16 protein-coding genes are annotated in these 16,651 nt (G+C 69.8%); 13 read left to right on the top strand and 3 right to left on the bottom strand.

The window, feature by feature from the left end; translation table 11 throughout:
• Positions 1-147 precede the first annotated feature (147 nt).
• From IEW34_RS23455 to IEW34_RS23440, 4 genes are all read left to right on the top strand, one after another.
• Positions 148-2,568 carry an ATP-dependent helicase gene (locus tag IEW34_RS23455; protein WP_188611659.1) on the top strand — a complete coding sequence of 807 codons (2,421 nt, stop codon included), beginning with the start codon at positions 148-150 and terminating at the stop codon, positions 2,566-2,568.
• Between the two features lie 76 nt (positions 2,569-2,644).
• The gene (locus tag IEW34_RS23450) at positions 2,645-3,226 is read left to right on the top strand and encodes a DinB family protein (protein WP_188611658.1); all 582 of its coding nucleotides are present in this window, start codon (positions 2,645-2,647) and stop codon (positions 3,224-3,226) included.
• An 80-nt stretch (positions 3,227-3,306) separates the two neighbouring features.
• The gene (locus tag IEW34_RS23445; RefSeq protein WP_188611657.1) at positions 3,307-3,459 is read left to right on the top strand and encodes a hypothetical protein; all 153 of its coding nucleotides are present in this window, start codon (positions 3,307-3,309) and stop codon (positions 3,457-3,459) included.
• Positions 3,460-3,639: 180 nt separating this feature from the next.
• The gene (locus IEW34_RS23440) at positions 3,640-4,044 is read left to right on the top strand and encodes a hypothetical protein (protein ID WP_188611656.1); all 405 of its coding nucleotides are present in this window, start codon (positions 3,640-3,642) and stop codon (positions 4,042-4,044) included.
• A gap of 79 nt (positions 4,045-4,123) precedes the next feature.
• On the opposite strand, the gene IEW34_RS23435 is transcribed toward IEW34_RS23440, so the two are convergent.
• Entirely contained in the window at positions 4,124-4,264 is a 141-nt protein-coding gene (locus IEW34_RS23435) for a hypothetical protein (RefSeq protein WP_188611655.1), read from the bottom strand.
• Positions 4,265-4,485: 221 nt separating this feature from the next.
• Here IEW34_RS23435 and IEW34_RS23430 point away from each other — a divergent pair, with 221 nt between their 5' ends.
• Positions 4,486-4,893, top strand: coding sequence for a DUF1236 domain-containing protein (locus IEW34_RS23430; protein WP_188611654.1), 408 nt, complete (start codon positions 4,486-4,488; stop codon positions 4,891-4,893).
• A 169-nt stretch (positions 4,894-5,062) separates the two neighbouring features.
• On the opposite strand, the gene IEW34_RS23425 is transcribed toward IEW34_RS23430, so the two are convergent.
• Complete coding sequence (locus tag IEW34_RS23425) at positions 5,063-6,889, bottom strand: aminopeptidase P family protein (protein ID WP_188611653.1); 1,827 nt, start codon at positions 6,887-6,889, stop codon at positions 5,063-5,065.
• 288 nt (positions 6,890-7,177) lie between these two features.
• Here IEW34_RS23425 and IEW34_RS23420 point away from each other — a divergent pair, with 288 nt between their 5' ends.
• The 3 genes from IEW34_RS23420 to IEW34_RS23410 all read left to right on the top strand — a co-directional run bounded on the left by IEW34_RS23420 (position 7,178) and on the right by IEW34_RS23410 (position 10,171).
• On the top strand, positions 7,178-7,399 hold the full coding sequence (locus tag IEW34_RS23420; protein WP_188611652.1) for a hypothetical protein: 222 nt from the start codon (positions 7,178-7,180) through the stop codon (positions 7,397-7,399).
• Positions 7,400-8,028: 629 nt separating this feature from the next.
• Positions 8,029-9,087: a YeiH family protein gene (locus IEW34_RS23415; RefSeq protein ID WP_188611651.1), complete on the top strand. Its 1,059-nt coding sequence runs from the start codon at positions 8,029-8,031 to the stop codon at positions 9,085-9,087.
• 166 nt (positions 9,088-9,253) lie between these two features.
• Positions 9,254-10,171 carry a LysR family transcriptional regulator gene (locus IEW34_RS23410; RefSeq protein WP_188611650.1) on the top strand — a complete coding sequence of 306 codons (918 nt, stop codon included), beginning with the start codon at positions 9,254-9,256 and terminating at the stop codon, positions 10,169-10,171.
• Here IEW34_RS23410 and IEW34_RS23405 read toward each other — a convergent pair.
• Entirely contained in the window at positions 10,156-11,091 is a 936-nt protein-coding gene (locus IEW34_RS23405) for a 50S ribosomal protein L11 methyltransferase (RefSeq protein ID WP_188611649.1), read from the bottom strand. The two genes, IEW34_RS23410 and IEW34_RS23405, sit on opposite strands and share 16 nt — an antisense overlap.
• Positions 11,092-11,215: 124 nt before the next feature.
• On the opposite strand from IEW34_RS23405, the gene IEW34_RS23400 reads away from it, so the two are divergent.
• The 5 genes from IEW34_RS23400 to IEW34_RS23380 all read left to right on the top strand — a co-directional run bounded on the left by IEW34_RS23400 (position 11,216) and on the right by IEW34_RS23380 (position 16,648).
• Positions 11,216-12,085, top strand: coding sequence for a VOC family protein (locus IEW34_RS23400; protein WP_188611648.1), 870 nt, complete (start codon positions 11,216-11,218; stop codon positions 12,083-12,085).
• A gap of 54 nt (positions 12,086-12,139) precedes the next feature.
• Positions 12,140-13,609, top strand: coding sequence for a histidine--tRNA ligase (gene hisS / locus IEW34_RS23395; RefSeq protein ID WP_188611647.1), 1,470 nt, complete (start codon positions 12,140-12,142; stop codon positions 13,607-13,609).
• A 115-nt stretch (positions 13,610-13,724) separates the two neighbouring features.
• The gene (locus tag IEW34_RS23390; protein WP_188611646.1) at positions 13,725-14,846 is read left to right on the top strand and encodes an ATP phosphoribosyltransferase regulatory subunit; all 1,122 of its coding nucleotides are present in this window, start codon (positions 13,725-13,727) and stop codon (positions 14,844-14,846) included.
• Positions 14,843-15,835, top strand: coding sequence for an ATP phosphoribosyltransferase (hisG, locus tag IEW34_RS23385; RefSeq protein WP_188611645.1), 993 nt, complete (start codon positions 14,843-14,845; stop codon positions 15,833-15,835). Before IEW34_RS23390 ends, hisG begins: the two co-directional genes overlap by 4 nt.
• Positions 15,836-16,165: 330 nt before the next feature.
• On the top strand, positions 16,166-16,648 hold the full coding sequence (locus IEW34_RS23380; RefSeq protein WP_244642162.1) for an META domain-containing protein: 483 nt from the start codon (positions 16,166-16,168) through the stop codon (positions 16,646-16,648).
• Positions 16,649-16,651 lie beyond the last annotated feature (3 nt).

Raw genomic sequence — 16,651 nt, 5'->3', positions numbered from 1 at the left:
ACCGGCCCGCGTTGACGACAGCTGCGGGCTCGACATCCGTTCCCGTTCCGGTCCAAGGTCGGATGTATGAATCGTTCAAGTGCTCGAGCCGCGCCCGTGGGCGCGGCGGCCGGCCAATTGCCCTCATCGCGCTCGCAAAGTGAACCGATGCCGAGCCCCGACCACCGGTCCGACCCAGGCCTCGCCCACACCCCGCGTCCCGGTGGCATCGCCGCGCGGGCGAAGGCCCATGCCGGCCCCGAACCCGGCTACCTCGGCGGCCTCAACGCGGAGCAGCGGCTCGCGGTCGAAACCACCGAAGGCCCCGTGCTGGTGCTGGCCGGCGCCGGCACCGGCAAGACCCGCGTCCTCACCACGCGCATCGCCCACATCCTCGCCACCGGCCGCGCCCAACCCTCGCAGATCCTGGCGGTGACCTTCACCAACAAGGCGGCGCGGGAAATGAAGGAACGCGTCGCCCACCTCGTCGGGGCGGTGGCCGAAGGCATGCCCTGGCTCGGCACCTTCCATTCCATCGGCACCCGCATCCTGCGCCGCCACGCGGAGCTCGTCGGCCTCAAGTCGAACTTCACGATCCTCGACACCGACGACCAGATTCGCCTCATGAAGCAGGTGATCGCGGCCGAGAACATCGACGAGAAGCGCTGGCCCGCCCGCCAGCTCGCCGGGCTTATCGACAGCTGGAAGAACCGCGCCCTCGGGCCGGACCAGGTGCTGCCGGGAGAGGCCCAGGCCTTTGCCAACGGCCGCGGCGGCGAGCTCTACAGGCTCTACCAGGAGCGGTTGAAGACCCTCAATGCGGCCGATTTCGGCGACCTCCTGGTGGAGGCCATCCGACTGTTCCGCGAGAACGCCGACGTGCTCGAGCTCTATCAGCGGCGGTTCCGCTACGTGCTCGTCGACGAGTATCAGGACACCAACGTCGCCCAGTATCTCTGGCTGCGCCTTTTGGCCCAGGGGCGCGAGCCCGGTCAGCGCAACCTTGCCTGCGTCGGCGACGACGACCAGTCGATCTACGGCTGGCGCGGCGCGGAGGTCGACAACATCCTGCGCTTCGAGCACGATTTTCCGGGCGCCCGGGTGGTGCGGCTCGAGCGCAATTATCGCTCCACCGGCCATATCCTCACTGCCGCCTCCGCGCTCATCGCCCACAACCAGGGCCGGCTCGGCAAGACGCTCAGGACCGAGGACGTCGCCGGCGAGCCGGTGACGATCACCGGTGCGTGGGATTCGGAGGAGGAGGCGCGCCTCGTCGGCGAGGAGATCGAGGCGCTGCACGTCAAAGGCCATTCGCTCGCCGAAATGGCCATCCTGGTGCGCATCTCTGCCCAGATGCGCGAACTGGAAGACCGGCTGGTGCAGCTGGGGGTGCCCTATCGGGTGATCGGCGGGCCGCGATTCTACGAGCGCATGGAGATCCGCGACGCCCTCGCCTATCTGCGCTGCGTCGCCTCGCCGGCCGATGATCTCGCGTTCGAGCGCATCCTCAACACGCCCAAGCGCGGGCTGGGCGACGCCACCGTGCAGGTGCTGCACGCCCACGCCCGGGCGGCGCGCATCCCGCTGATGGAAGCGGCGCGCTACCTCGTCGAGACCGAGGAGCTGAAGCCCAAGCCGCGCGGCACGCTGCGCGAGCTGCTGACGGCGTTCGGGCGCTGGTCCGGGCTCATGGACACGCTGCGCCAGGGCGAGCTCGCCGAAATCGTGCTGGAGGAATCCGGCTACACCGACATGTGGCAGCGGGACCGTTCCGCAGAGGCCGCCGGCCGCCTGGAGAACCTCAAGGAGCTGGTGCGCTCGTTGGAGGAGTTTCCCGACTTGCAGGCCTTCCTGGAGCACGTCTCACTGGTCATGGAGATCGGCGACGGCGACACCAACGAGCGCGTGTCGCTGATGACGCTGCACGCCGCCAAGGGCCTCGAATTCGAGACCGTATTCCTGCCCGGCTGGGAAGAGGGTCTGTTTCCCAACCAGCGCGCGCTCGACGAGAGCGGGCGCGCCGGCCTCGAGGAGGAGCGCCGCCTCGCCCACGTCGGCCTGACGCGGGCGCGGCGCCGGGCCAGGATCTACTTCGCCAGCAACCGGCGCATTCACGGCATGTGGAACGCCACGGTTCCGTCCCGCTTCATCGACGAACTGCCGGAGAGCGCCGTCGAGGTCATCGATGCTCCAGCCTCGTATTCCTACGGCGGCTACGGCGCGAGCCGCTTCGACACGGTGGGGCAGACGCCATCGTCCTACGCCACCCCCGGCTGGCAGCGCGCCCAGGCCCGCGGCTTCGGCAGCCCGGGCGGCGGCTTCGGCCGTGGAGGAACCGGCGGCGGCGGCCCCGGCCATGGCGGCTTCGACCGCGGCGCCGGCCAGGCTCGCCGGCGCGGTGGCACGGTCATCGAAGGCGAGCTCGTCGCCAAGTCGACCGGCAGCTCGGCATTTTCCAACGGTGATCGGGTGTTCCACCAGAAGTTCGGGCCGGGCGCCGTCGTCGCCGTCGATGGCAACAAGCTGACGGTCGACTTCGACAAGGCGGGCCGCAAGATGGTGCTCGACAGCTTCGTGACGCGGGGCTGAGGGCGCTCCCGCCGTCCGAGGCGGCCGGGCAAGGCCGCCGCCGGATCGCGTGGCGAGGCCCGCGGGAGTGCGCTCCATGCCAACCGATGCGGTCCTCCCCTATCGCGCCATGGCCTACAACAACCGGTGGGCGAATCACCGTCTATCGGCGGCTTGCGCAAAGCTCTCTCCCGCGGAGCTCACAGCGCCGCGAACGGGTTTCTTTCCAAGCCTGGCCGCCACGCTCGCCCACATCCTGATGGTGGACCACTTCTACGTAGGCGCCCTGGAGGGCGGCCGGCCTGACCCGGCCGCCAGGGCGGAGCCGCTCCCTTTCGAAACGCTGGCGGCGCTGCGTGAGGCGCAGATGAACGTCGACCACCGCCTGATCGCCGCGGTGGAGTCGCTGGATGCGCGCGGTCTGGAGCGCATCGTCGAGCTGCGGCGTCCGACCGGCGTTCAGCGAGAGCGGACGGATCGGCTGCTGTTGCACCTTTTCCAGCATCAGGACCATCACCGCGGCCAAGCGCACGCCATGCTGAGCGGCACGTCCGTGCCCCCGCCTCAGCTCGACGAATTCTTCCTGGCGGAAGAGGTCGCCTTGCGTGCGTCGGAGTTTGCAGAGCTCGGTTGGACCGAGGATCGCGTCTGGGGCCCGCCCTCTCATCGTGGCGCTTGACGCAGCGCCGGCCCCCCCTCTTGCGCCGGCCTTCGACCGCTGCGAGCACCCGGACGACCACGGCCGCGATCAGCAAGACGATGGCGAGCCCGTACCAGCTCGGCTGGACGCCGGCCGCCATCGTGGCGGTTTGCTGCGCTGCGGTAGAGGTCGCCGTGCTCGCCGTCGCCGCGGCCCATGTGCGCAGCGCCAGCCGGTATGCGCGCTCAGCAGTGACGCAGACGACGAGCTGACGGTGATATCCACCATAAAGCAGCATTTCCGGCGAATTGCGATGAAGCTTTCCGCCTCCGCGTGTGGTCATTTACTGTGATTGGGATTTCCCCTGGTGACGGCGGCCGGTTGACGTAGAGGAGTCTCGCCTTTGCCACATTGGTCGCCCAGGGCTGCCGGATTCAACAGGAGGCAAAGCTATGGCAAACATTCCCACGCACCCCGAATTCAGCGATTCAGGCTCGCTGCCGGCGCTCGGCCTGCGCTGGGCGGCGTTGCGCGGCATGCTCGCTTCGCCTCTCATCGACGCGGAGGATCAACGGGACCTGCGGCGCGAGCTGCTGCAGGAGCTCAAGACCGTCGAGCAATCGATGGCGCGGGTCGCCTCCCGCAGCGCTCTGGAACTCTGCACGAAGATCGACGTGGTGAGCCAGTCACTGCGCGAGCAGACCTATCCCGACGGCCGCGGCGCACTGGAATTGCTCGACAGCATCCGGGCCGACGTCTCGTCGCTCATTCCTCGCGCCGACAACAAGGGCGTGCACCTCAGCCGGGCCACGGTGGTCCAGCGTCCGACCGACCAGGGCGGCGCCGCCCAAGGCTGACGCGCGGGCTCTGCTGGCATCCATCGCTCGGCCGCGGCGCCGGAGCGCCTCCGGGCGGCTCCGGCCCATCGCAAAGCGCTCAGATCACCGGCGCGCGGCTGCTGGACGTGGCGATCCAACGCACGCCTTGAGCGAAGGCCAGCACGGCCATCAATGCTGACCGCAGAGAGGTTTCCGTCAGCCGCCCCGGCCCGGCTTCGACAATCTGGAGCGCCGCCAAGATGGCGCCACCAGCGGCTAGGTCATATTCCAGCTAAGGTCGATGTAAATCGGCCCCCGGAACCAGATCCGGAAGCAAACGTTGATGTGCCGCAAGGGCGCTCTTGAGCAATTACAGCTCAATCATTGCGAGCGGCCCACAGACCACTGATGCCAACTGCGCTGACCGGGCTCGCCGTGGGCTGGCCCGGCCAGGTACGCCTTTGGCGATGGAGCATCAACATGCGCAAGACCTTTGCGGCCCTGGCCGCACTCACGATTCTCGCCGCCCCCGCCGCCTATGCCCAGGACCAGGGTGCCGGCGCGGCAGCGGGCGCAGCAACCGGCGCGGTCGGCGGCGCCATCGTCGGTGGCCCTGTCGGCGCGGCGGTGGGCGGCGTGACCGGTGCGATCGTCGGCGGCATCGCCGCGGATCAGCAGCCCCGCTTCCGCGAGTATGTCGTCGAGCGGCCGGCGCCCAACTACACCTATCGCGAGACCGTGCGGGTCGGTACGGTCCTGCCGCAGAGCGGCGTGACCTACCGGGAGGTGCCCGAGGAATACGGCCGGGGCTACCGTTACACCACCGTGAACGATCGCGTTGTGGTGGTCGATCCGGGCACGCGCCGCGTGGTGCAGATTATCGAATAGCGCCCGCCCGAGTGATTCGATCTGGAGCGATTATCGCCGAGCGGGTGCTTTCCGCCGATCGAACGAGTTCCAAGCTCGCAAGCGGCCCGCGTTGCATTTGGCCGCTTGCGAAAGCCGCCGCCGCGCCGCGGCGGAGGAGGGCCGACACGTCGCCGTGTCGGCCCTTTCGTCATGGGGCGAGCGGCGCGGTGGCTGCCAGCAGCCATTCCCTGTCGGCATCGGACAGCAGGGGCGCCAGCGCGTCGCGGACGCGGGCGTGGTAGGCGTCGACCCAGTCCCGCTCCGACGGTGTGAGCAGCGCGCCGTCGATCAGGCGCAGGTCGAACGGCGCCAGCGTCAGCGTCTCGAAACCCAGCATCGGCTTTTCCGCGCCCGCAATGGATCGTTCCTCCACCAGCAGCAGGTTCTCGATGCGGATGCCGTAGGCCCCTGTCTTGTAGTAGCCGGGCTCGTTCGAAAGAATCATGCCCGGCTCCAGCGCCACGTTGCCCAGGCGCGAGATGCGCTGCGGGCCCTCGTGCACCGACAGGAAGCTGCCGACGCCATGCCCGGTGCCGTGCTCGAAGTCGAGGCCCGCCTCCCACAGGGGTCTGCGCGCGAAGCTGTCGATCTGCGCCCCCCACGTGCCGCGCGGGAACACAGCAGTGGCCACGGCGATGTGGCCCTTGAGCACCCGGGTGAAGCGGTCCCGCATCTCCGCATCGACCGGGCCCACCGGCAGGGTCCGGGTGATATCAGTGGTGCCGTCCTCGTACTGGGCGCCCGAATCGATCAGGAACAGCCCTGAGCCGATCGGCCGGTTGGTCTGGCGCGTCACGCGGTAGTGCACGATGGCGCCATTGGCGCCGGCGCCTGCGATCGTCGGGAACGAGACGTCGGCCAGCAGGTTGGTCTCGCGGCGGAACGACTCCAACGCCTCCACGGCATCGATCTCCGTCAGCTTGCCGTCTGCGGCGCTGTCGTCGAACCACCTGAGGAACCGGGTGACCGCGGCCCCGTCGCGGCGGTGAGCGGCCCGGCTGCCTTCGATCTCGGCGGCGTTCTTGCGGGCCTTCAACAGCGTGATGGGATCCTGCCCGAGGCTAGCGGTGCCGCCGGCCCCCTCGACGACGTCGGCGAGGGCAGCCGCCGCCGTCGCCGCGTCGATCCGCACGCTGCCGCCGGCCCGGGCCGCATCGGCGATCCGGGCGGCGAATTCGGCAGGATCGGCAAGCTCGGCCACGCCGGCGAGGACCGGGCGGACGTCGCCGCCGAGCTTGGCCGCGTCGATCAGAAGGATGGGCCGGCCATCCCGCGGCACCACGCCATAGCCGAGCGCCAGCGGTGTGTGCGGCACGTCGGAACCGCGGATGTTGAAGAGCCAGCACAGATTGTGCGGATCGCTGATGACCAGCGCATCGCATTTGTCCTTCGCCAGCGCATCGGCAACGTCGGCCAGCTTGGCCAGCGTGGTCTCGCCGGCTAGTGCTGGGTCGTGCAGCTTCACGCGGCCCTTCGGCGCGGCCGGCTGATCGGACCAGATGGCATCGAGTGGATTGGTCTCGACGGCGACCAGCTCGCCGCCGGCGCGCTCCACCGCGGCCCTCAGCCGCTGCACCCCGTCGCGGGTGTGCAGCCACGGGTCATAGGCGAAGCGCTCGCCGACCTTCAGATGGGCGGAGATCCAGGCCTCGGGCGTCGTCGCCGTCGACGCCACCGGTTCGAAGACGCCGGTGTCCACCTGCTGGGGCGCCTGGAGGGTGTAGCGGCCGTCGACGACGACGCAGGCGCTGGCCGGCAGCACGACTGCCGTTCCCGCCGAGCCGGTGAAGCCGGTGAGCCAGGCCAGGCGCTCGGCCCGCGCCGGCACGTATTCGCCCTGATGCTCGTCGGCGCGCGGCACGATGAAGCCGTCGAGACCGCGTTGCTTCAACTCGGCTCGCAGCGACGCGACCCGTTGGCGGCCTGCTCCCGGATCGGCGATGTCGTCGAAGGACTGAAAGACGGATTTGAACATGTTCTAATTTCGTCCATGCAGTTGAAGATGTGGTTCGCCTGGCGCACGCACTGACGTGCCGCTTCCCTAATCACCGTCCGCCGGAAAAACGATCCGTTTCCATTGCAACCTTATCCTCTGCTGCGCCGCTATCTGCGGAATATCATTCAGCCGCGTCCAAGCCATGCATCCGCGCGATGGCAAACATGCGCAAACCGCTCTTTTTCGCAGGTGCAGCATAAACTAAATAGGGAGCATACAAGAATAAGAGGAACGTCTGGGCTGTCTTTCCTATGAGGAGATGGACCGATGACTACGACCACTTTCGGCGGCATGCACTACCAGCGGCCTGCCACGACGACCCGCCTGAGCGGCCTGCTGCGTTCGATCTTCGGCGCCGCCAACCGCAACCGCGACCTGTCCCACGCCCTGAGCGAAGCTGCCTACCTCGGCCCGGAGCAGCTCAAGGAAATGGGTGCCTACTCCGATCAGCAGACCGGACTTATCTACTCCACGCAACTGGTCCGCTAAGCCGGGCCAAGCATGCCCCGCTCGGATGCGTTTGTCCGAGCGGATCGTGCGCGCCGGATCCTTAAGTCCGGAGCGCTTCAAGCCTTCCGGCCCGGCACCGCATCCCCATGGTTGCATGTCCGGGCGGATGGCGGCTCAGACCGGAGCAACGGTCGCCGTTTGCGCGCCTGAACGGCGCAAGTCAACGGGCCGCAGCATGCCCGCTGATCGCTGCTTGCTAAGCTCGCCACACACAACGCCCCGCATCGGACAGAGCCTCCGGCGGCCGCCCGGGCTGGCCGCGCCCGTCCCATGGCGCCGCGGGACCGTCGCGCGGACCTGCCGCAGCTCCCGGTTATCGCCCCCCCTGCCCTCCCTCCCTCTGGTTGTCCGAGCGCTGCGCCTTGCACGCGGCGTTGCCCAGCGGCGCGCGGCTGCGGGGAAAGTATTCTCCGCGCGACACGTGCGGCCGGCGCTGGTTCGAATACGAAGTTGAAGATTTATCAATTGATTAGACAAAAATCGGGGAGGCGAATGCGCGCTTCGGCGTCTCGCTAAATCGCTTTTTCCGATCAATCCAACATGAATAATGCGTTGGATCGATTAAATGTGAGTTGAGACCATCGCGTCGAGACATCAGGAGCTCGACCATGGCCACAACCACTGCCGCCCCGGCGCCGCCCGGTGGAACTGGCATCGCAGCGCCGCCCTACGCCGGCGGAGCGTTCGCCATCACCCCCGGCCTCCTACTGACCGGTGCCATCGCCGGTGTGGCCTTCGCGCTTCGCGAACTGCCCGGAGTCGCCACCTTCAGCCCCCTGATCCTGGCCATCCTGATCGGCACCGCGCTCAACAACCTGGTCGGCACGCCGGCACGCGCCGGGGCGGGTGTGGCCTTCTCGCTGCGGCGCGTGCTGCGCTGCGCCATCGTCCTCCTGGGATTGCAGCTCACCGCCGAACAGGTCGCGGCCGTCGGCGCCGGCGGGGTCGCCGTCATCGCCCTGACGCTGGCTGCGACCTTCGTGTTCACGGTCACCCTGGGCCGCCGAATCGGCGTCGACCGCGGTCTGGCCGAGCTCATCGCCGCCGGCACCTCGATCTGTGGGGCCTCCGCCGTGATCGCGACCAACACCGTCACCCGGGCGAGCGACGAAGATGTCGCCTACGCAATCGCGTGCGTCACCGTGTTCGGTTCGATCGCCATGTTCACCTATCCGCTGCTGCCGGGCCTGCTTCATCTCGACGCCCACAGCTACGGACTGTGGAGCGGCGCCTCCATCCACGAGATCGCGCAGGTAGTGGCCGCCGCCTTCCAGGACGGCAAAGAGGCCGGTGAGTTCGGCACCGTCGCCAAGCTTACTCGCGTCATGATGCTGGCGCCCGTGGTGATCGCGCTCGGCCTCCTGGCGGCGCGGCGTGCCCGGGGCGAGAGCCGTCACGACGGGCGCGGCAAGGCACCCATGCCCTGGTTCGTGCTGGGTTTCATCGCCCTGGTGGCAGTCAACAGCATCATCGCCGTCCCGCCCGAGGTCCGTGCCGCCATCGCCACCGGCACCACGTTCCTGCTGGCGATGGCGCTCGCGGCGATGGGGCTGGAGACCAACATCGGCAAGCTCAAGGCGAAGGGCGCGCGTCCCCTCGCGCTGGCTGCCGCCTCGTTCGCTTTCATCGCAACGTTCAGCCTGACGCTCGTCAAGCTGATCGGCTAGGAGCTTGGCGCGGGCGCTCCAATTCCAGAGCTGGAGCGTGTCCGGGCCGCGCGGCGAGATCCGGCCGGGCTTGCCGCGGCTTGGTGAAAGCGCTCGCCCCGGCTGCTGAATCGGCGCATGGTCGCCCCTCCCACGGCCCCATGGACCCGGCACGGACCACGCTTCGGTGACGCTCGAACAGCTCCGCATCTTCGTCGCCGTCGCCGAGCGGGAGCATGTCACCCGGGCCGCCCGCGAGTTGCATCTGACCCAGTCGGCGACCAGCGCTGCCGTCGCCGCGCTCGAGGCGCGCTACGCGACCAAGCTGTTCGACCGCGTCGGCCGGCGCATCGCGCTGACCGATGCCGGGCGGCTCTTCCTGGTGGAGGCCAAGGCCGTTCTCGTTCGGGCGGCAGCGGCGGAGACGGTGCTGACAGATCTCGCCGGCGTGGTGCGCGGCTCGCTCGTCCTGAGCGCCAGCCAGACCGTCGCCAACTACTGGCTGCCCGCCTATCTCCACCGTTTCAAGGAGAGCTATCCCAGGATCGAGGTGAGCCTCAGCATCGGCAACACCGAGCGGGTCGCGGCCCTCGTCCATGACGCCGCCGCCGACCTCGGCTTCGTCGAGGGCGAGATCGATGATCCGACCGTCGCCGCCACCTGCCTCGCGCACGACGGCCTGGTGCTGGTGGTGCCGGCCGCCCATCCCTGGGCAGGCCGGCAGATCGCCGGCCGCGAGCTCACGCAGGCACGCTGGGTGCTGCGCGAGCCCGGATCGGGGACGCGGGCGATCTTCGAAGGGGCCCTGCCGCGCTTCGGCGTCGCGGCGGGCGATCTCGACGTCGCGCTCGAGCTGCCGTCCAACGAGGCGGTGCGGGCCGCGGTCGAGGCCGGGGCCGGAGCCACCGTCATCTCCCGGCTGGTGGTGGCCGGCGCGCTCGAGGCGGGCACCCTCGCCGCCGTGGACATCGCCCTGCCCGCCCGCGCCTTTTTTCTGCTGCGCCACAAGGAGCGTTACCTGACGCGCGCAGCCGAGGCCCTGGTCGAGCTGTTGCCGCGGACCGCGCAGCTCAACGATCACCCGCTCCGTCAGGCGCGGTCGTAGGCCGGAAGCCGCCGACGTCGCGGCGCAGCTCCGCCGCGGCGCAGCACCAGCGTCGCCCAGCCATCCCGGTCGCGCCGCCGGGCGAGGCACAGGCCCTGCGCCGCGTAGGCCGACAGCACGCCTTGGACATCGGGCGCCATCAGGCCGGACAGGACCAGCGTTCCACCTGGCTCCAGGGCGCGGGTCAGCGCCGGTGCCAGCCGCCGCAACGGCTTGGCCAGGATATTGGCGAGCACCAGGTCGAAGCGGCGGCCGTGGGCGCGCGGATGGCGCGTTCCCGGCCCGACGTAGAACGAGACCCGGCCGGCAACGCCGTTGCGGCGCGCATTGCCCTCCGCCACCGTGATGGCCAATGGATCGAGATCGCCAGCCACGACCGGCCGCTTCAGCCAGCTGGCGGCGGCGATCGCCAGGATGCCCGTGCCGGTGCCGACATCGAGGAGACGGCGTGGGCGACGCACCTTGCCGATCTCGACCAGCGCCAGCAGGCAGCCTGCCGTGGTGCCGTGGTGGCCGGTGCCGAACGCCAGCGCCGCGTCGATCTGAACGGGCACGTCGTTGGCGCGCACCACGTGCCGGTCGTGGCTGCCGTGCACCAGGATGCGGCCGGCGCGCACGGGCTTGAGACCGTCGAGGCTCGCCTTGACCCAGTCGCGCTCCTCGATCGCCTCGAAGACGGCCTGATCGGCTGCTGCGCCGACGATCGGCCGGATCAGCTCGAGCACCGCGTCCTCGTCCGGATCATGGGCGAAATAAGCCTCCAGGAGCCACGTCCCGTCAGGCGTCTCGAAGGCGGCGACCGCAGTCTCCGTCGGATCGAACACCTCGCCCAGGAGCTCCGTCGTCGCCCGGGCCCGGGCTTCGTCGGTCACGAGGCGCAGCAGCCGCGTCGGGCGGTGGGGAGGCAATCCTTCAAGCATGGGGCGCTGGGTATCACGTTCGACGAAGCACGGCGACTCGCCGGGCGCGGCCGTCCGCGCACTGGCCCTTGTGCCCCTCCGCTCGGCATCCGAAGGTAGCGCCAACCATACGGTGGGAGGAGACATGCTCGTCGAGATCGACCGCATCCAGATTGCCGTCGCCGATCGCGGCGCCGCGGCCCACGCCTGGACCAGCCTGCTCGGCGCGGAACCGGCGGACGAGGACCGGCTGCCAGGGCTGAGTGCCAGGCGCTCGCGCCTGCGGATCGCGCAGGGATTCGTCGAGCTCCTGGAAGCGGACGGCGCCGGCGCCGTCGCCGACGCGCTCGCCCGGCGCAACGGACCGCACCTGTTCGCCGCGGGAGCCTCCACCAGCGATCTCGGTGGGCTCGCCGCTCGGCTCGATCGCCGCGGCATCGGCCATCTTACGGAGGGCGGCCAGATCCATCTGGCCGGCGAAATGCTGGGCGTGCCCGGGCTGAACCTCGTCGTCTCGCCCCATGCCGAGCGGCCGAGCGTCGGCCTGATCGACATCCTGTACGAGGCGACGCTGCTCAACGACGGCTATGCGCCGGCGGTGGCGCGCCTCGCCGAGACCCTCGGCATCGACCGCCGCCACGAGGTGGTCATCACCTCCGACCGGTTCGGCTACGACGGCCTCCTGACCCTGTTCAGGCCCGATGCGCTGCATCGGTTCGAGGTGATCGCGCCGACCCGCGACGGCACCACCATGGCCCGCCAGCTCGCCAAGCTGGGACCGGCGCTCTACATGGCCTTCGGGGAAAGCCGCCACATCGGCGAGATCGAAGCGCGGGCGAGGACAGCGGGCGCCGGCCTCACGGTCGACCGCCCGGCCGGGCGCGCCGAGGACGCACCGGCCGACCAGCTGTGGCTGCATCCGGGGTCTCTCGGCGGGGTGATGCTCGGCGTCTCACGGCCGACCATGGCTTGGCACTGGTCGGGCCAGCCCGCGCGCGTCGAGGCGGTCGCGTAGGTCTGTGGCCGCCGCGGCTGTTGCCCGGCGCCGGCCGAAGCGCTAATCGGACGCATGTCCAGCATCCGCCCCGATAGACCCAAGGCGCGCTTGGCGCGCGGCTTCGTCGACCGCGGCCCGGCGGAGATCGCCGCGACCGAGACGATGCTCGCCAAGATCCGCGAGATCTATGCCCTCTACGGCTTCGAGCCGCTGGAGACGCCGTTCGTCGAATACACCGACGTGCTCGGCAAGTTCCTGCCCGACCTCGACCGGCCGAACGAGGGCGTGTTTTCGTTCCAGGACGATGACGAGCAGTGGCTGTCGCTGCGCTACGACCTCACCGCCCCTCTTGCCCGCTACGTGGCCGAGAACTTCGATGCGCTGCCCAAGCCCTTCCGCAGCTACCGCGGCGGCTGGGTGTTCCGCAACGAGAAACCGGGCCCGGGCCGCTTCCGCCAGTTCATGCAGTTCGACGCCGACATCGTCGGCGCCGCCTCGGTCGCGGCCGACGCGGAGGTGTGCATGATGGCCGCCGACACGCTGGAGGCGCTGGGCATCGCCCGCGGCGACTACGTCATCAAGGTCAACAACCGCAAGGTCCTCGATGGGGTTATGGACGCCATCGGGCTCGGCGGCGACGACAACGCCGGCCGACGCCTCACGGTGCTGCGCGCCATCGACAAGCTGGACCGGCTCGGGGTCGACGGCGTGCGGGCGTTGCTCGGTGCCGGCCGCAGGGACGAGAGCGGCGACTTCACCAAGGGTGCCGGGCTCGATGACGGGCAGATCGAGACCGTCGTTGCGTTGTCGCAGGTCGATGGCAAGGGCGGCGACATCTGCGCGAAGTTGACCGCGATGGATCAGGCGGGCGGGCAGGAGCTCTCCGAGATCGCCCGGCTGGTCGAAGCGGCCGGCTACGCCGACCGCGTGCGCATCGATCCCTCGGTCGTGCGCGGCCTCGAATACTACACCGGCCCTGTCTATGAGGCCGAGCTCACCTTCCAGGTGACCGACGAGGACGGCCGCCCGGTGCGCTTCGGCTCGGTCGGCGGCGGAGGCCGCTACGACGGCCTCGTCGGCCGCTTCCGCGGCGACGACGTGCCGGCGACCGGCTTCTCCATCGGCGTGTCGCGGCTGACGGCGGCCCTGCAAGCCATCAAGAGCCCGCTGGTGAGCGGCGCTGGGACCGCCGGCCCGGTGGTGGTGCTGGTGCTCGACCGCGAGCGCATGGGCGACTACCAGCGCATGGTCGGCGCCCTGCGCGGCGCCGGCATCCGGGCCGAGGCCTACCTCGGCTCGTCCGGCATGCAGGCCCAGATCAAATACGCGGACCGGCGCGCCAGCCCCTGCGTGGTGATCCAGGGCTCCAACGAAAAGGAGAAGGGCGAGGTCACCCTCAAGGACCTGAAGCTCGGTGCGGAGATCCGCGCCATCAAGGACCGCGAGACCTATCTCGCCAGGCAGGCCGAAGCGCAGTTCTCGGTGCCGGAAGCCGGCCTGGTCGACGCCGTGAAAGGCGTGCTCGCCCGCCAGCGCGGCTGACCCGGCCGTTCACCCTGCCGCCGCAAAGGCGTCGCCTCGGCCATGCAACGCTGCTAGACGACGCTGATTGACAGAGCGCCACAACCGCCTCGGCGCTCCGACCCTGGACGTGACGATGCCGACCCCAACCACCGACGAGTTGCTGGCGTTGTTCGCCCGCGCCGGCTACCGCCGCGTCGAGCCGCCGATCTTGCAGCCCGTGGATGCCTTCCTCGACCTGTCCGGCGAGGACATCCGGCGGCGGCTGTTCGTGACCACGAGCGGCGACGGCGACGAGCTCTGCCTGCGGCCGGAATACACCATTCCGGTCTGCCGCCATGTGCTCGCAGAGGCACCTGCCGGCGGCAAGGTCGCCCACTCCTACCTCGGCCCGGTGTTCCGCTTGCGCGCCGGCGAAAGCGGCGAGTTCTTGCAGGCCGGCATCGAATCCTTCGGCCGCACCGATCGGGAGGCGGCGGACGCGGAGGTGATCGGCCTGGCGCTGGAGGCCTGCGCTGAGCTCGGCCTGGCCGAACCGCATATCGTGCTCGGCGACATGGCCCTCATCACCGGGCTGATCGACGCCCTCGGCCTCGATGCGCCGACCAAGCGCCGGGTGCTGCGCGGCGTCACCGCCGGCCGCGGCATCGCGGCGCTGGAAGCGGATGCCAACGGCGGCAACGGGGCCGACTACGCCGGCCTGCTGACGGCGATCGAAGGCCAAGACCCGAAGGCCGCGCGCGCCTTCGTCGAGGATGTGCTCAACATCGCCGGCATCAGCACCGTCGGCGGCCGCACGGCCGGCGAGATCGCCGACCGCTTCCTCGCCCGCGCGGCCCGGCGCGCCGACGCGCCGGCCGGCGAGGCCAAGGCCATCCTGGAACGGTATCTCGCGGTGCGGGGCGACCCGGACGCGGCGGCGATCCAGATCCGCAAGCTGGCGGCCGACGCCAGCCTCGACCTGGGCCGCGCCGTCGACGCCTTCGAGGCCAGGACCGGATTCATGGCCGCACGCGGCATGGGCGTCGAACGTATCGCCTTCTCGGCCGAGTTCGCCCGCAACCTGGACTACTATACCGGCTTCATCTTCGAGGTAACCGACCCCCGCCGGCCCGAGTGGCGGCCGGTGGCGGCCGGTGGCCGCTACGACGGGCTGCTCGAGCATCTGGGCGCTCCCAGCGCCGTTCCCGCCGTCGGCGGTGCGCTCTGGCTCGACCGCCTCGGCGCGGGCGCCGCCGGCAAGGGAGGCCTCGCATGACCGCGCCGGACGCCGCAGCCCCGCTCGTCATCGCCGTGCCCTCCAAGGGGCGGCTGCAGGAGAATGCCGCCGCCTTCTTCGCCCGCGCCGGCCTTGACCTGGTGCAGTCGCGGGGCGTGCGCGACTACCGCGGCACCATCCGCGGCCTCGCCGACGTGGACGTGCTGTTCCTGTCCGCCTCGGAGATCGTCGCGCAGCTGGCGTCCGGGGGCGCGCACCTGGGGATCACCGGCGAGGATCTGGTGCGCGAGAACGTGCTCGATGCCGACGCGGCCGTGGAGCTGCTGACCCCGCTCGGCTTCGGCCACGCCAACGTCGTCGTCGCCGTGCCGCAGGCCTGGATCGACGTGCGCAGCATGGCCGATCTCGACGACGTGGCGTCGGCCATGCGCGTGCGGCACGGCGCCAAGCTCCGCGTGGCAACCAAATACGTCAATCTCACGCGGCGCTTCTTCGCCGAGCACGGCATCGCCGACTACCGCATCGTCGAGAGCCCCGGCGCCACGGAGGGGGCACCGGCCGCAGGCGCCGCCGAGATCATTGTCGACATCACCACGACCGGGGCGACGCTCGCCGCCAACGCCCTCAAGTTGCTCGACGACGGCACCATGCTGCGGTCGGAGGCGAACCTCGTCGCGGCGATGCGCGCCTCCTGGAGCGCACGCACTCGGGAGGTGGCGCGCACCATCCTCACCCGCATCGCCGCCGAAGAACTGGCCCGCACGCACCGCGAGGTGCAGGCGCTGGTGCCTGGGCTCGTCGACAGCCTGGTCGGTGAACTGGAGCGGGACTACGCCGCATACCTGCCCCACGGACGGCCCGCCTCCGGCGCGCCGCTCGTCGTCATGTGTCCGGGCAAGGCGGTCTTCGGCCTCGTCGAGCGCCTGTCGCAGGCCGGAGCCGACCATATCGGCGTGCGGCGGCTGGACTACGCCTTCCGCAGGGGAAATCCGCTCGCCGACCGGCTCTTCGCCCGAATCGGCGACTGAACCCGGATGCGAGAGCGCCCTTCCGATCGATGGGCCCCCTCGGCATGAACTGATCCAAACTCAATAAATTGGAGCGTGTCCGCGCGCCAGATGATGTCTTCGGGCAGGAAATGCGCCTCGGGGCATCGACAACAAACCGCACCGCATGTCACAGGATTGCCACGTCTCCGGTGCAACCGCTTGCAAGTCACGCATTTGCCGTGCACGGAGGGCTTCTGCGCCCCGGCGCATCTCTCCAGCGTCACGCGCAGCGCCGCTGACGGCTGCCATCCTGTTCGGAGCCGCGCGGAGCGATCCCGCTCCCGACCGGCCACCTGAGGAGTTAGACCGGTGAAGATTATTCGTGTTGCCATAGCGACAATGGCTACTCTTTGCCTTTCCGGCCTGCTGGCCGTCCCCGCCTCGGCCCAGTTCCGGCAGAAGGGCGGCGGCAACCAGAACGCGCCGCAGACCGAGGGCATCCCCGCCAAGCCCAACGACAAGACCTTTCCGCTCGGCAAGTCCTGGCTCGCCGTTAGTCTGAACGGCAAGCCGTTCGGCAAGGACCGTCCAGCCTTCATCCTGGACCAGCAGTTCCGCGCCCGCGGCTTTGCCGGCTGCAATACCTATTCGGCGGTGGCTTTCCCGCTGCGTGAGCAGGGCATCGCGGTCGGCCCGCTCGCCCTCACGCGGCGCTCCTGCGACAAGGACACGATGGCGAGCGAGAACGCCTTCCTGTCGGCGCTGCGCTATTCGCAGAAGTGGGACATGGTCGGCGGTCAGCTGGTGGTGAAGGGCCCCTCCGGCGAGATCCGCTTCGACCGCTCCATCTGAACG

It is taken from the genome of Chelatococcus reniformis (genome assembly GCF_014640075.1).
Classification (GTDB): Bacteria; Pseudomonadota; Alphaproteobacteria; order Rhizobiales; family Beijerinckiaceae; genus Camelimonas; species Camelimonas reniformis.
This window is presented reverse-complemented; position numbering and strand designations above follow the sequence as displayed.

What these genes read in the sequence shown, in the direction of transcription:
- hisS (WP_188611647.1), top strand. Translation starts at nt 12,140, where the DNA reads ATGTCCAGCATCCGCCCCGATAGACCCAAGGCGCGCTTGGCGCGCGGC.
- IEW34_RS23420 (WP_188611652.1), top strand. Translation starts at nt 7,178, where the DNA reads ATGACTACGACCACTTTCGGCGGCATGCACTACCAGCGGCCTGCCACG.
- IEW34_RS23400 (WP_188611648.1), top strand. Translation starts at nt 11,216, where the DNA reads ATGCTCGTCGAGATCGACCGCATCCAGATTGCCGTCGCCGATCGCGGC.
- IEW34_RS23390 (WP_188611646.1), top strand. Translation starts at nt 13,725, where the DNA reads ATGCCGACCCCAACCACCGACGAGTTGCTGGCGTTGTTCGCCCGCGCC.
- IEW34_RS23440 (WP_188611656.1), top strand. Translation starts at nt 3,640, where the DNA reads ATGGCAAACATTCCCACGCACCCCGAATTCAGCGATTCAGGCTCGCTG.
- IEW34_RS23415 (WP_188611651.1), top strand. Translation starts at nt 8,029, where the DNA reads ATGGCCACAACCACTGCCGCCCCGGCGCCGCCCGGTGGAACTGGCATC.
- hisG (WP_188611645.1), top strand. Translation starts at nt 14,843, where the DNA reads ATGACCGCGCCGGACGCCGCAGCCCCGCTCGTCATCGCCGTGCCCTCC.
- IEW34_RS23450 (WP_188611658.1), top strand. Translation starts at nt 2,645, where the DNA reads ATGCCAACCGATGCGGTCCTCCCCTATCGCGCCATGGCCTACAACAAC.
- IEW34_RS23430 (WP_188611654.1), top strand. Translation starts at nt 4,486, where the DNA reads ATGCGCAAGACCTTTGCGGCCCTGGCCGCACTCACGATTCTCGCCGCC.
- IEW34_RS23405 (WP_188611649.1), bottom strand. Translation starts at nt 11,091, where the DNA reads ATGCTTGAAGGATTGCCTCCCCACCGCCCGACGCGGCTGCTGCGCCTC.
- IEW34_RS23425 (WP_188611653.1), bottom strand. Translation starts at nt 6,889, where the DNA reads ATGTTCAAATCCGTCTTTCAGTCCTTCGACGACATCGCCGATCCGGGA.
- IEW34_RS23455 (WP_188611659.1), top strand. Translation starts at nt 148, where the DNA reads ATGCCGAGCCCCGACCACCGGTCCGACCCAGGCCTCGCCCACACCCCG.
- IEW34_RS23445 (WP_188611657.1), top strand. Translation starts at nt 3,307, where the DNA reads ATGGCGAGCCCGTACCAGCTCGGCTGGACGCCGGCCGCCATCGTGGCG.